This is a genomic window from Vibrio atlanticus, assembly GCF_024347315.1.
Lineage (GTDB): Bacteria > Pseudomonadota > Gammaproteobacteria > Enterobacterales > Vibrionaceae > Vibrio > Vibrio atlanticus.
Genome location: NZ_AP025460.1, coordinates 530,102 through 543,011, shown reverse-complemented (window position 1 = coordinate 543,011; position 12,910 = coordinate 530,102). Strand labels below are relative to the sequence as shown.

Annotated in this window: 12 protein-coding genes and 1 other RNA gene; 4 read left to right on the top strand and 9 right to left on the bottom strand. The window is 46.1% G+C overall.

What is annotated here, in order from left to right:
- Nucleotides 1-28: 28 nt before the first annotated feature.
- The 8 genes from mraY to rsmI form a co-directional block, all read right to left on the bottom strand.
- Nucleotides 29-1,111, bottom strand: coding sequence for a phospho-N-acetylmuramoyl-pentapeptide-transferase (mraY, locus tag OCV30_RS02610; protein ID WP_009848954.1), 1,083 nt, complete (start codon nt 1,109-1,111; stop codon nt 29-31).
- Complete coding sequence (locus tag OCV30_RS02605) at nt 1,108-2,481, bottom strand: UDP-N-acetylmuramoyl-tripeptide--D-alanyl-D-alanine ligase (protein ID WP_065680333.1); 1,374 nt, start codon at nt 2,479-2,481, stop codon at nt 1,108-1,110. The genes mraY and OCV30_RS02605 overlap by 4 nt, the downstream gene beginning before the upstream one ends.
- Nucleotides 2,481-3,965, bottom strand: a complete 1,485-nt coding sequence (gene murE, locus OCV30_RS02600) for a UDP-N-acetylmuramoyl-L-alanyl-D-glutamate--2,6-diaminopimelate ligase (RefSeq protein ID WP_065680334.1) — start codon at nt 3,963-3,965, stop codon at nt 2,481-2,483. The genes OCV30_RS02605 and murE overlap by 1 nt, the downstream gene beginning before the upstream one ends.
- A gap of 18 nt (nt 3,966-3,983) precedes the next feature.
- Nucleotides 3,984-5,741 carry a penicillin-binding transpeptidase domain-containing protein gene (locus OCV30_RS02595; protein WP_065680335.1) on the bottom strand — a complete coding sequence of 586 codons (1,758 nt, stop codon included), beginning with the start codon at nt 5,739-5,741 and terminating at the stop codon, nt 3,984-3,986.
- A complete protein-coding gene (gene ftsL / locus OCV30_RS02590; RefSeq protein WP_009848950.1) occupies nt 5,738-6,055 on the bottom strand; it encodes a cell division protein FtsL in 318 nt (105 codons plus the stop codon). The genes OCV30_RS02595 and ftsL overlap by 4 nt, the downstream gene beginning before the upstream one ends.
- Before the next feature lie 3 nt (nt 6,056-6,058).
- Complete coding sequence (gene rsmH, locus OCV30_RS02585; RefSeq protein WP_009848949.1) at nt 6,059-7,009, bottom strand: 16S rRNA (cytosine(1402)-N(4))-methyltransferase RsmH; 951 nt, start codon at nt 7,007-7,009, stop codon at nt 6,059-6,061.
- A 228-nt stretch (nt 7,010-7,237) separates the two neighbouring features.
- Nucleotides 7,238-7,677, bottom strand: an RNA gene (gene rnpB, locus OCV30_RS02580) — RNase P RNA component class A.
- 195 nt (nt 7,678-7,872) lie between these two features.
- Nucleotides 7,873-8,739 carry a 16S rRNA (cytidine(1402)-2'-O)-methyltransferase gene (rsmI, locus tag OCV30_RS02575; protein WP_009848948.1) on the bottom strand — a complete coding sequence of 289 codons (867 nt, stop codon included), beginning with the start codon at nt 8,737-8,739 and terminating at the stop codon, nt 7,873-7,875.
- A gap of 61 nt (nt 8,740-8,800) precedes the next feature.
- Here rsmI and OCV30_RS02570 point away from each other — a divergent pair, with 61 nt between their 5' ends.
- From OCV30_RS02570 to OCV30_RS02555, 4 genes are read left to right on the top strand one after another with little or no spacing between them, the layout of a single operon-like run.
- On the top strand, nt 8,801-10,618 hold the full coding sequence (locus OCV30_RS02570) for a penicillin-binding protein activator (protein ID WP_065680336.1): 1,818 nt from the start codon (nt 8,801-8,803) through the stop codon (nt 10,616-10,618).
- A complete protein-coding gene (locus tag OCV30_RS02565) occupies nt 10,605-11,003 on the top strand; it encodes a YraN family protein (RefSeq protein WP_065680337.1) in 399 nt (132 codons plus the stop codon). Before OCV30_RS02570 ends, OCV30_RS02565 begins: the two co-directional genes overlap by 14 nt.
- A 2-nt stretch (nt 11,004-11,005) precedes the next feature.
- Nucleotides 11,006-11,596: a phosphoheptose isomerase gene (locus tag OCV30_RS02560; RefSeq protein ID WP_004729817.1), complete on the top strand. Its 591-nt coding sequence runs from the start codon at nt 11,006-11,008 to the stop codon at nt 11,594-11,596.
- 16 nt (nt 11,597-11,612) lie between these two features.
- Nucleotides 11,613-12,218 carry a BON domain-containing protein gene (locus OCV30_RS02555; protein WP_065680338.1) on the top strand — a complete coding sequence of 202 codons (606 nt, stop codon included), beginning with the start codon at nt 11,613-11,615 and terminating at the stop codon, nt 12,216-12,218.
- 201 nt (nt 12,219-12,419) lie between these two features.
- On the opposite strand, the gene sspB is transcribed toward OCV30_RS02555, so the two are convergent.
- Nucleotides 12,420-12,899: a ClpXP protease specificity-enhancing factor gene (gene sspB, locus OCV30_RS02550; RefSeq protein WP_209439711.1), complete on the bottom strand. Its 480-nt coding sequence runs from the start codon at nt 12,897-12,899 to the stop codon at nt 12,420-12,422.
- Nucleotides 12,900-12,910 lie beyond the last annotated feature (11 nt).

Sequence of the window (12,910 nt, the reverse complement as noted above, 5' to 3'; positions counted from 1 at the left end):
AGCCTCTAATTAAGAGGCTCACATAGGATTAACGAACTTTCAGCGTTGCTAGGCCAACCAGTACTAATACCATTGAGATGATCCAAAAACGCACGATGACACGTGGTTCCGGCCAACCTTTCAGTTCATAGTGGTGGTGAATTGGTGCCATGCGGAAAATACGCTGACCGCGCAATTTGTAAGAGCCAACTTGCAGTATCACTGACAAGGTCTCCATTACAAACACACCGCCCATGATAACCAATACCAACTCTTGGCGAACTAACACAGCGATCACACCCAGAGCACCACCAAGCGCTAGCGAGCCAACATCGCCCATGAATACTTGTGCTGGGTAGGTGTTAAACCATAGAAAACCAAGTCCAGCACCTACGATAGCAGTACATACCACAACCAGCTCGGAGGTGTATGGGATGTATGGAATGTGTAAGTATGACGCAAAGTTAACGTTACCGGTCGCCCAAGCAATTACAGCAAAACCAGCCGCAACCATAACCGTTGGCATAATGGCCAAGCCGTCTAGGCCGTCTGTTAGGTTTACCGCGTTACTGGTTCCCACAATAACAAAGTAAGTTAGTACGATGTACAGTAAACCAAGTTGTGGCATCACATCTTTAAAGAAAGGAACAACCAATTGAGTTGCTGCAGTATCGTGCCCGTGAGCATACAGAGCAAACGCCACGACTAACGCAATTGCTGATTGCCAGAAGTACTTCCAGCGAGCGATCAAACCATCGGTGTTCTTACGAACGACTTTACGGTAGTCATCAACAAAGCCAACCGCGCCATAACCAGCAAGTACAACTAATACAGCCCAAACATAAGGATTCGAGAGATCAGCCCACATCAATACCGTAATAATGATCGCAGCAAGGATCATCACACCACCCATGGTTGGCGTGCCACGTTTGCTGAAATGAGATTCAGGGCCGTCATTACGAACAACTTGGCCAATTTGTAGCATTTGCAGACGCTCAATTAAACGAGGTCCCATCCACAGTGACAGACATAACGCCGTCAAAATACTCGCGATTGCACGAAACGATAAGTATTCGAACAAACGGAAAAAAGAAAAGTGTGGCTGTAGTAGCTCTGCAAGCCAAATTATCATGAAAAGTTCTCCTTTAAAGCAGCGGCTATTTTACTCATTCCTGCACTATTCGCGCCTTTTACCAATAAGGTATGTGACACGCTTTCTGGCAAGCTTAGGTGCTGCTCTATGTGCGCGATCATCGCTTGATGCGTTGTAAAGTGGGTACCATTACAGACCTCACTAATCACCTTGGTATCATCACCGTAAGTAAGTACATGCTCAAAAGCGAATGGGGCAGCATATTCACCGACTTGACGGTGAAGTGCAAGGCTTTCATCGCCTAATTCAGCCATATTACCTAAAATTAACCAACGTTGACCTTTGAAGCTCGAGAGTAGCTTCGCTGCCGCCTTCATTGCTGGTACGCTGGCGTTGTAACTGTCATCTATGAGTTTGATATTCTGACTTAATTGTTGAACCTCAACTCGCCCTTTGACAGAGATCAGATTCGCTAAACCATTTTTCACCTCATCAAGCGAGGCTCCAAATTGGATGCTCAACGCTGCAGCTGCTAATGCATTCGCTACGTTATGTTGACCGATGATACCAAGCTCAACAAATATGGAACCTTGAGGTGTCTGCATATCAAAGCACGCTTCACCTTGCTCATTGATGCGAATATTCTTGGCAAAATAATCCGCCTTGCTGTCGCTTTCTGAAAATGTCAGCACGCTTTTATCTGCAAGCACGTCATTCCAAAAGTCACCACCGTTGCTCTCTAGATTAACAATAGCAGTATCACCAGCAGCAAGCCCCTGAAAGATTTCACCTTTCGCTTGTTTCACACCATTGATAGACCCAAAGCCTTCTAGGTGCGCTGCAGCTACGTTATTAACTAACGCCACCTGTGGTTTCACAAGCTGCGTGGTATAGGCGATTTCACCAATATGATTCGCGCCCAATTCGATCACCGCATAGTCGTCGCTAGGTTCACTGCGTAACAAGGTTAGCGGTACACCAATGTCATTATTGAAGTTACCCGCGGTAAACAGCACCTTGCCACGTTGTTGTAGAATACTTGCCACCATCTCTTTAACCGTCGTCTTACCGCAACTGCCTGTAATCGCCATGGTTGGGACGTTACATTGCTCGTGAATCCAAGCACTTAGCAGACCTAAAGCAAGTTTAGTGTCTTCAACAACCACCTGAGTAATATTTAGGTCAAGTTTTCGTTCGACTAACAACGCGCTCGCATTAGCCTCTACCGCTTGATGACAAAAGTCATGCGCATCAAAGCGCTCGCCAACAAGAGCAACAAACAGTGCGCCCTCTTCAACGGTTCGAGTGTCAGTAGAAACCGCATTAATAACACTATTGCTCGACTTGCCAGCCTCAATCAGCTGACCGCTCATCGCTGAACAAATCTGCTCGAGTGATACATCAATCATTATGAAATACCTAAAAGTTGTAGCGCAGACTCTCGATCTGAGTAATGGATCGTTTCGTCTTTCAATACTTGGTAATCCTCATGGCCTTTACCAGCCAAAAGAATAATGTCATTACTGCCAGCCTGTTCTAGGGCAAACTTAACCGCTTGATAGCGATCGTGCTCGACGAATGCAGATTCTGGTTCGCTTAAGCCAGCCAGCATGTCTTTAACAATCAAAGCAGGATCTTCGCTGCGAGGGTTGTCATCTGAAATAATAATTTTGTCGGCGAACTGCTCTGCCGTTACCGCCATCATTGGGCGCTTACCGGTGTCACGATCACCACCACAGCCGAAGATTGCCCACAGTTGCCCAGAGCAGTGTACACGCAATGCTGCCAATGCTTTTTCTAGCGCATCGGGCGTGTGCGCGTAATCGACAACGACTTTTGCTTTGTTCGGCACTTGGAATAGCTCCATTCGGCCAATCACAGGTTGCAGCTGAGGCGCAGTGTCGACCAAGATTTGCTTATCGATACCTAATGACAGCAAGGTCGCGAAAGCAACCAGTACGTTTGATGCGTTGAACTGACCAATCAATGGAACCGAAAGATCACCTTGCCCCCAGCTACCATCGAAAGAGAGCTTAATCCCAGTTTCTGCATAGGCGACATCAGATGCCCACACCGACTGTTGGTAATCAGACAACGGAAGCAATGAAACAGCTATTGCATTGGACAAATCTGCCATCCACGCTTTGCCGACTTCATCATCCACATTGATCACTGCATGTTTGCATTTGTGTTGAGTAAACAGGCTTTTCTTAGCCAATGCGTACTCTTCCATCGTGCCGTGGTAATCAAGGTGATCACGACTCAGGTTAGTGAACACACCAACCTCAAAATCCAACGCTTTTACTCGGCCTTGCACCAAACCATGAGAAGATATTTCCATAGCTGTGTAAGCCGAGTTTTCTTCCGCTAACTCACTCAGTGTGCGTTGTATTTCAATCGCACTACCTGTGGTATTCGCCGCGGTTTTTAGATTATCTAAGAAGCCATTACCTGTGGTGCCCATTACCGCAGAACGTTGACCAAAAAGGTCAAGCCACTGAACTATCAATTGGGTGATGGTGGTTTTGCCATTGGTGCCAGTAACACCAATCAACTTAGTCGCTTGAGACGAGTAAACACGACCGGCCAACTCAGATAACACCAAGTTAAGGTCTTTAATATAAACAACCGGAACAGCATCCAACCACTCAATCAAGCCATGAACTTTGTCATCACTCGCTTGTGCAATGACAGCTTTCGCACCTTGAGCGACGGCTTTGTCGATGAAACGACGGCCATCAACAGCATGCCCAACTACAGCAACAAAAATATCGCCGTCTTTTATGGCACGGCTATCCAACTCCAACTGTTCAACGGCAATCGCATCCAGCTCAGGTGAACTAAAGTCACCCCAAGGAGAAAGTAAAGATGACAGCGTGAGGCTATTACTCATATTGAATCCTGATTGGCTCTATTCTTGAAACTTATTTTCATCAGCAGGGACATTCAGTATTTGCAGTGCACCCTTCATGATTTCAGAAAAAACGGGGGCAGCGACTGAACCGCCATAGTAAAGGTCACCTTGAGGCTCATTGACTACGACAACCAGAGCTACTCTTGGATCGCTGACTGGAGCAAAACCCGACGTTATAGCAATATACTCATCACTATAGCCACCCGCAGCGGCTTTACGAGATGTACCCGTTTTTGCCGCAACTCGATAACCCGGAACAGCGGCTCTGGTTGCAGTTCCGCCCTTTTGAGTCACGCCTTCTAACATTTGCAATACCATCTCTGCATTTTCACGCTTGATGATCTGCTTTGAGAAGTCTTGGTCGTTGCTTTTAATGATATGAATCGGTTCATACATGCCTTTGTTGGCTAACGTTGCGTAAGCATGAGCCAACTGAAGCGGGGTCACAGATAAGCCATAACCAAACGATAGCGTCGCGATTTCGAACTTGGACCAACGGCGACGGTTAGGAAAAATACCACTCGTTTCACCCACGAGATTTAGCCCAGACATTTCGCCTAAACCAACCGAACTGTACATACCAAGTAACGCTTCAAGCGGCATATCAAGCGCTAATTTCGCAACGCCGATGTTACTTGATTTTTTAAGGATCAAGGCTAAATCAGCCTTGCCCACTTTAGAGGTATCACGTACTCGGCTACCTCCAATTTGCATGATGCCATTACCTGTATCAATAATAGATTTCGCATCAGCTGTACCATTTTCTAATGCGGCGAGCACCACAAAAGGTTTCACTGTTGAGCCAGGCTCCATAGCATCGGTCAGCACGCGGTTTCGCATTTTAAAGCTTTGTAAATCAGAGCGGTTGTTCGGGTTGTAAGACGGTGCATTGACCATGGCTAACACAGCGCCCGTTTTCACATCGAGTAATACTGCAGAGCCTGAGGTCGCTTTATGATCGGCCACCGCTTGCTTAATCGCTCGATAGGCTATCGCCTGCAGTCGTTGATCGATGGTGAGTTCTAGTGGTTTGCCTTCTTCGCGTTCTTCTAACGCAATGTTTTCGACAACGCGTCCGTAGCGGTCTTTACGAATCGTTCGCTTGCCTGCTTCGCCCGTAAGCCATTTATCGTAACTGCGTTCAACCCCTTCCAGGCCGTGCCCATCAATTCCGGTCACACCGATAAGGTGTGCACTGACTTCACCAGCAGGGTAGTAACGTCGAGATTCCGCTTTTAGGCCCACACCCACCAGCTTAAGTTCACGGATATACTTAGCCATCGCAGGGCTAACTTGTCTTTGTAGATAAATAAATCGACGGGATTTATTGCTAGAGATCTTATCGATCATCGATTGTCGCTGTAGGCCAAGTACATCGGCTAACGCATACCAACGATCAATCTGGGCCATACCATTTTTATCGAAAATCGTTTTTGGGTCGGCCCATACGGCTTCAACGGGAACACTCACAGCAAGCGGCTCGCCGTTGCGGTCAGAGATAATACCACGAGCAGAAGGAATAGCCTTAACACGCACTGAGCGAAGATCGCCCTGACGAATTAAGTTATCGGGTTCAATGATTTGGATGTAAGCCACACGGCCAACGAGTGCAGCAAAGGCTAGAAACACGAAAGCAATAACAACGTTGAAACGCCATTTAATAAGAATTGGATCCGAATCCTTTTCGCTCTTCACTCGCTCTTTCGTTGATTCATTAACGGGTTTTGCGGGTGCTTTTTCCTTTTTACCGGTCATTTCAGTGTGATCACAACTTCTTTGTCGGAGTCTGGACGTTTCATGTCGAGCTCTCTTTTTGCCGATGCTTGAACGCGGCTGTGTTCTGCTAGCGCCGTCTCTTCAAGCATTAAATTTCGCCACTCATCATCAAGCTGTTCCCGCTCCACCAATGCCATGTCTTTTTGCGTAATCGCCTGACGTGATACATGTGTCGTAAGAACGACCCCCATCGCACTCGCAAAGATGCAGATAAGAAGCCCCAATGGGACTTTACCCACGGAGATCAAATCAAAAAAGATTATCTTGGCTAAGTTGGGTTTGGAGGTCTTCATTGACTATAGCTTTTCTGCGATTCGTAGTACTGAACTACGCGAACGAGTATTCTCATCCACTTCATCTTTAGAAGGCTTAATTGCTTTACCAATTGGTTTCAGATCGGCACTGCCTAGCGCTTTGATCTGCTCTTCAGTTAGTGGCAGGCCATGTGGTACTTGCGGTCCTTGGCTCTCTTTACGGATAAAGCGCTTCACCATACGGTCTTCAAGCGAGTGGAAACTGATAACAGAGATACGACCTTGAGGAGCTAGAATGCTTGCCGCGCCTTTCAGTGCTGTATCGATCTCTTCTAGTTCACTGTTAATGTAGATACGGAATGCTTGGAAAGCACGTGTTGCTGGGTGTTTTTTCTCTTTGAAGCTTTTTGGAGCGACATCAGAGATAAGCTTAGCCAGTTGACCAGTGCGCGTTAGCGGTTCGTTCTCTTCATTCTCTTGATAAGCAATGATGCCTTTCGCGATACGACGAGCGTGTTTGTCTTCACCGAACTCACGAATAACCCATGTGATGTCATCAAGATCAGCTTCAACCAACCACTGAGAAACAGGAATGCCGGTTGTTGGGTCCATACGCATATCAAGCGGGCCATCTTTCATAAAGCTAAAGCCACGTTCAGCATCATCCAGCTGTGGTGAAGAGACACCTAAATCCAGCAATACGCCATCCACTTGACCGACTAAGTCATAACGCTCTGCATATTCAGCCATACCTGAGAACGGGCCGTGAATAATCGTAAAACGAGGGTCATCAATCTTTTGTGCTTCGGCAATCGCTTGTGGATCGCGGTCGATACTAAAGAGTCTTCCATTCTCGCCCAGTTTAGACAGGATTGTACGGCTGTGACCACCACGGCCAAAAGTACCATCGATATAGGTACCGTCAGGTTTGATCGCAAGTCCGTCAATAGATTCGTTAAGCAATACTGAAATATGTTTGAATGCTTCTGTCATAGTCTTCTCAGTGAATGGATTGAGCCATTAGTTCGGCAATAATATGTTCTATTAACGTTTTAGTTTACTGATTTCACGCCGTATCTCCACCATATTGTGTATAGGCTTTGGGAATTTTTGACCCAAGCTCATATCAAGATGATGGATTCTAAGGAAATCTAAATAATTAACGTCAATATAAAGCAAAAAACCCATCACTACCGTTAAGTAATGATGGGTTCTTTATATAGGTGGAGTTGACACATACGCCGGGTTCTGTTCCGCTTGCGCGGCGGTAACCATTCGTCTAGGCCTGCAATCGCTCACAGGCTCAAGCAATCTACCCGCCCCCATACGCGAGCAGCGCAATGCGAGGGCCTATTTGATCTTGCTCCGGGTGGAGTTTACCTTGCTACGAACTGTTGCCAGTCGCACGGTGCGCTCTTACCGCACCCTTTCAGCCTTACCTGTGCCTCTTCCGAAGAAATGAGGCCATCGGCGGTCTTCTCTCTGCTGCACTTGTCGTGGGCTCGCGCCCCCCAGACGTTATCTGGCACCCTGCTCTATGGAGCCCGGACGTTCCTCCCCTCTACCAGTCTCCCGAAGGACTTCAACGTCAGTTTCCCGAAGGACCTCAACGTCAGTCTCCCGAAGGACATCAGCAAAGCAGCGATTACCCGTTCAACTCCGAGGGCGGATTGTATAGAGATTAGTGTGCAGTGTCTAGCGAGATCACAAATATGCTGCAAACCATTAAGCAAGTGCACGAATTTCACACAATCCAAGCACAAAAAAAGGAGCGACGGTATTACCATCACTCCTCACAAGCTTTTCAATACAGGTTAGCTACTCTATAAATAGGTATCTAGTCTATAAAGAGCTATCTAGTTGTCTAGATGCTCTAAGCCCCATTTGTATAAAGCGTTCTTTTTCAGATTGTAGATTTCTGCCGTCATCGCCGCTGCTTTTTTAAGTGGCAGTTCTTTGGTTAGAATACCCAGCGTGCGAGTCGCTTCGTCTGGCAACTCTGTGCTCGCTTCTTCACGGTGACCGTGAATTAGCAATACCATCTCACCGCGTTTACGGTTTGCGTCTTCTTCAATCCACTCAATAAGTTCACCAAGTGGCAGACCTTGGATGGTTTCGAAGGTTTTGGTTAGCTCACGCGCCAACACAACCTCACGGTCAGGGCCTAAGATCTCTAGCATGTCTTGTAGAGAATCAGTAATACGGTGCGGAGATTCGTAGAAGATACACGTGCGTTCTGCTTTTGCGATCTCTAAGAACTTGTCTTTACGACCTTTGCTCTTTGGCGGTAAGAAACCTTCAAAGCTGAAACGATCAGACGGCAAACCAGACGCACTTAGTGCGGTAATCACAGCACAAGCACCAGGAAGTGGCACAACTCTCACACCCGCTTGACGACATTGTGAGACAAGATGGTAACCTGGATCACTGATTAAAGGAGTACCCGCATCAGAGACTAATGCGATAGACTGACCTTCTAATAACCTTTCGACTAGAACTTGTGCTTTAGTTTGTTCATTATGATCATGTAAAGCGAACGTTCTGGTTGATATATTGAAGTGAGCAAGCAGCTTACCCGTGTGGCGTGTGTCTTCGGCTGCAATAACATCGACACTTGATAAAATTTCAATTGCTCTTTGAGTGATATCTCCCAAATTTCCGATTGGGGTTGGCACAATATAGAGAGTTGGGCTCTCTGTGAGCAAGGTTTTGTTATCTGTCATTTGTTTACCATCACTTCAACGATTAATATAGATACAAATTTATACGGAATTTAAAGAACTCATGGCAACGATGAACCATAAGAGACTCAGTGTACCACGCTTACTCACTCCAATTGCATTAGCAATTACATTGGCGGCTTGTTCTTCAGGTCCTCAAGCACCAACGCGTGTTGATATTACACGAGATCCAGCGCAATCAACTGAAAGTTACATGATGCAGGCGGATAGTAGCAAAGGAAGTCTACAAAACGACTGGTTAATCATGGCGCTTAAGGCTTCTGTGCAAGCTGGAAAAACCGATCAAGCGACTCTGCTGATCAAACGCTTAGCCAAACAAGAGCTGAGTGAAGTTCAACAAGCAGAATGGCAACTAGCTCGCGCTCAACTGCTGGTGAATAACTCGCAACCACAGCAAGCGTACAGCCAACTGAACTTTCAACCTTGGTGGAAGCTTCCGAACGAGCAATGGAAAGATTATCACGAGCTACGCGCCAACATTTCTGAAATACAGAATGAGTATTTCGAAGCGAGCCGTGAATTAGTCCTTTATTCTGAATATCTGGACGCTAGCGACGAAAGCCAACAGCAAACGGCCGACCGTATTTGGCAGAACCTGAATAGCTACTCTCAATACGAGATTCTAGAACTGAAAACATCGCCGACAGAAGATGTGCTTTCAGGTTGGTTGCAACTGGCTATCTACATGAAGACGCTGAATTCGAACCTTCCAAACCTACAGGAAACCCTAGCTGATTGGTTAGCTGAAAACCCCCGTCACCCAGCAGCGCTTTATACACCTCAAGCGATCACCGACATCTTGGCACTAGAGATCAGCAAACCAACCAGCACTGCGCTGCTGCTGCCGCTAACAGGTAAGTACGGTAAGCAAGCACAACTTGTGCGTGATGGTTTCATCTTTGCGATGATGAATGACAAAGAGCGTGAAGAAGATGCAACGTTGACCGTAATGGATACCAACGTACAAAATGCCGCTGAAATTAAAGCGAAACTGGAAGAGAATAACGTTGATTTCATCGTTGGCCCTCTGATTAAGAGCAATATCACCAAGCTTCAACAAGCGCAGAAAAACCACGAAAACTCGATTCCAGCATTAGCTCTTAATATTCCAACTCAGCTAGAACCAGATACTAATATTTGTTATCTCGCTTTATCGCCAGAACAAGAAGTCGCTCAGGCTGCGAGACACCTTTTTGCACAAGGCTATAAGTACCCACTTATTCTTGCACCCAAAGGACGCTTAGGTGACCGCGTTAAGCAAGCATTTAACGAAGAGTGGCAGAAATACAGCAACAACGACGTTGCAATCAGCTTCTTCTCTGACAAACGCCAACTGCAGCGTAATGTGAATCAGATTTTTGGTTTACAAGAGAGCCAACAACGTATCGCTCAAATGGATGGGCTACTTAACTTAGACCTAGAAACAGAGCCACGCAGTCGTCGTGATATCGATTCTGTCTACATTGTCGCTAAGAACTCAGAGCTAACACTCATCAAGCCCTTCATTGAAGTTGCAATTAACCCTGATGCTAGCCAACCTGCACTGTTTTCAAACTCACGCAGCAACAGCGGTGACAAGCAATATGAAGACCTAACGGGTGTCTTCTACAGCGATATCCCGCTATTGGTCGAGAACAAAAACGAGCTTAACAAAGCGCTTAATGACCTATGGCCTTCACACTCGAACAGCCAAAAGCGTCTACAAGCTCTAGGAATGGATGCATACTATCTAATGGATGCACTACCACAGATGAAAGCCGTACAAGATTACAGCATTACAGGTGAAACCGGCGTATTAACCATCGACAACAACTGTGTTGTTCAACGTGAAATCAGCTGGGCAGAGCATGGGGCTTTTTAGCCGTAAGTTCCTATCCAAGCCAACAATCACCCACAAACAAGTGGGTGATAAATACGAGACCGTGGCAAAGAATTATTTAGTTCGCCACGGTTTATCGTTAATTGAAGAAAACTTCATAGCAAAGTGTGGCGAAATTGATCTTATAATGCGCCATAACAATACGGTTGTGTTTACTGAGGTAAAATACCGCAAGCAAACACGCTACGGACATGCCGCTGAAATGGTGACAGCCAACAAGTCACAAAAGCTACTCAAAACAGCCAATGTTTGGCTTATGCAGCAAGGCTTGTCGGTACACTCTACAGATTACAGGTTTGATATCATTGCCATCGAAGGGCCGAATGACACTATCGACTGGATTCAAAACGCGATTACCCAAGGATAAACATGCTAGACAGCATCAAAGAAAGTTTTACAGAAAGTATTCAAATCCAAATTGCGGCGGCAGAAGCTCTGCCAGACGCAATCACGCATGCCGCTCAAGCAATGGTTGCAACCCTGCTTAACGGAAACAAGATTCTTTGTTGTGGTAACGGTGGTTCGGCATCGAATGCTCAGCAATTTGTCTCTTGCCTACTTAATCGCTTTGAAACCGAGCGCCCTAGTCTTCCAGCAATGGCTCTCACTGCTGATAACACCACATTAACGGCGGTGGCAAACGACTACCACTACGAAGAGATCTTCTCTAAGCAAGTGCGCGCGTTTGGTCAAACTGGCGATATTTTACTGGCTATATCTACTAGTGGTAACAGTAAAAATATCATCAAAGCAATGGAAGCTGCGGTAACACGTGATATGACAATCATCGCCTTTACTGGTAAAGATGGTGGTGAAATGGCTGGCCTGCTTGGTGAGCACGATGTAGAAATTCGTATTCCCTCACACCGTACAGCACGTATCCACGAAGTACACATGGTGACACTACACTGCTTATGTGACCTAATCGATCAAGTACTCTTCCCAGCTCACGAAGAGTGATATACGGAGCATCACGATGAAATCATTAACTTCTATGAAGCTGCTTAAGCTGATTAGTGTTTCGCTACTTACACTGTCGTTATCTGGTTGTGCTGGTCTTTTCATTGCTGGTGCAGCAACTACTGCAAATCTAGTCACAGATACACGAACCACCAAAGAGATTTGGAGCGACAACAATATCGAATTTGAAGTTGCAGCTATGACCAATAAACCGCCATTTCGCGGCAACGTCAGTGTCACAGCAAGCTCTTACCGTGGTTCAGTAGTACTGATGGGGCAAGCAACGACAGATGCTGAAAGTCGTGCTTTTGAAAGCCAAGCTAAAGCAGTAACGGGAGTTGAAAGTATACACAACCAGATCCGAGTGAAAGAGCCACTGTCTGTTAGTGCTATCAGCAAAGACAGTTGGATTACCACTAAAGTGAAGTCTGCCCTACTTGCCAAGTCTGAGCTTAACGGTATCAAAGTCAAAGTCATTACTGAAGATTCAGAAGTATTTCTGCTTGGATTAGTTTCTCGAGAACACGCTGATATCGCGACAGAAGTTGCGCGTAATATCTCTGGTGTGAAGCAGGTGATTCGAGCGTTTGAATATGGTGACGATGACAATTCGGTAAACTAACGCCCTCTGAATTTACTTAGCTAACTTAGTTGCTTAGCTGCTTGTTAGTTGGTTGGTTGGTTGGTTGGTTGGTTGGTTGGTTGGTTGGTTGGTAAAGCCTAACGAAATGAATCAGATTAATAAAAGTCAGTTAGTACAAAAAGAAAAAGCAGCGATAAATCGCTGCTTTTTTTTGTATTTGGAGTTATCTAAAAAATAACGCTATTTGATAACACGAAGACTTGGGCGACCTTTCGCTGGACGAGATGGCTCAGGTTCTGAGTCAGACTCTTCAGCATCTACGTCTGCTGTTGCAACACTCAAAGATGGGCCTTTTTCTGGTTCTTCAAAAGGACTTTCTTCAATCCCTTCTTCAAACGCGTCCATGTATGCCTCTTCAGGTTCAAACATGGTACCAGCACCATTCTCACGAGCATAAATAGCCTGTACTGCGTATAGCGGAACGATCACAGAGTGTGGACGACCACTAAAGCGAGCACTAAACGTCACAGCTTCGTTACCCAGTTCAAGTTGTCCAACCGCACGAGGCGCGATGTTCAGAATGATCTGACCATCTTGAACAAACTCGTCTGGAACTCTCACGCCCGGCAATGTTGCTTCAACAACCAAGTGTGGAGTCAGTTCGTTATCAACCAGCCATTCATAAAATGCACGAAGCATGTATGGTCGGCGTGGAGTCATATTTGAAATAT

Bases quoted from the DNA above. Each gene is read 5' to 3' on its own strand.
- OCV30_RS02565 (WP_065680337.1), top strand. From the start codon at position 10,605: ATGGGGCTTTTTAGCCGTAAGTTCCTATCCAAGCCAACAATCACCCAC.
- OCV30_RS02560 (WP_004729817.1), top strand. From the start codon at position 11,006: ATGCTAGACAGCATCAAAGAAAGTTTTACAGAAAGTATTCAAATCCAA.
- OCV30_RS02605 (WP_065680333.1), bottom strand. From the start codon at position 2,481: ATGATTGATGTATCACTCGAGCAGATTTGTTCAGCGATGAGCGGTCAG.
- OCV30_RS02555 (WP_065680338.1), top strand. From the start codon at position 11,613: ATGAAATCATTAACTTCTATGAAGCTGCTTAAGCTGATTAGTGTTTCG.
- OCV30_RS02595 (WP_065680335.1), bottom strand. From the start codon at position 5,741: ATGACCGGTAAAAAGGAAAAAGCACCCGCAAAACCCGTTAATGAATCA.
- ftsL (WP_009848950.1), bottom strand. From the start codon at position 6,055: ATGAAGACCTCCAAACCCAACTTAGCCAAGATAATCTTTTTTGATTTG.
- sspB (WP_209439711.1), bottom strand. From the start codon at position 12,899: ATGACTCCACGCCGACCATACATGCTTCGTGCATTTTATGAATGGCTG.
- rsmI (WP_009848948.1), bottom strand. From the start codon at position 8,739: ATGACAGATAACAAAACCTTGCTCACAGAGAGCCCAACTCTCTATATT.
- mraY (WP_009848954.1), bottom strand. From the start codon at position 1,111: ATGATAATTTGGCTTGCAGAGCTACTACAGCCACACTTTTCTTTTTTC.
- murE (WP_065680334.1), bottom strand. From the start codon at position 3,965: ATGAGTAATAGCCTCACGCTGTCATCTTTACTTTCTCCTTGGGGTGAC.
- OCV30_RS02570 (WP_065680336.1), top strand. From the start codon at position 8,801: ATGGCAACGATGAACCATAAGAGACTCAGTGTACCACGCTTACTCACT.
- rsmH (WP_009848949.1), bottom strand. From the start codon at position 7,009: ATGACAGAAGCATTCAAACATATTTCAGTATTGCTTAACGAATCTATT.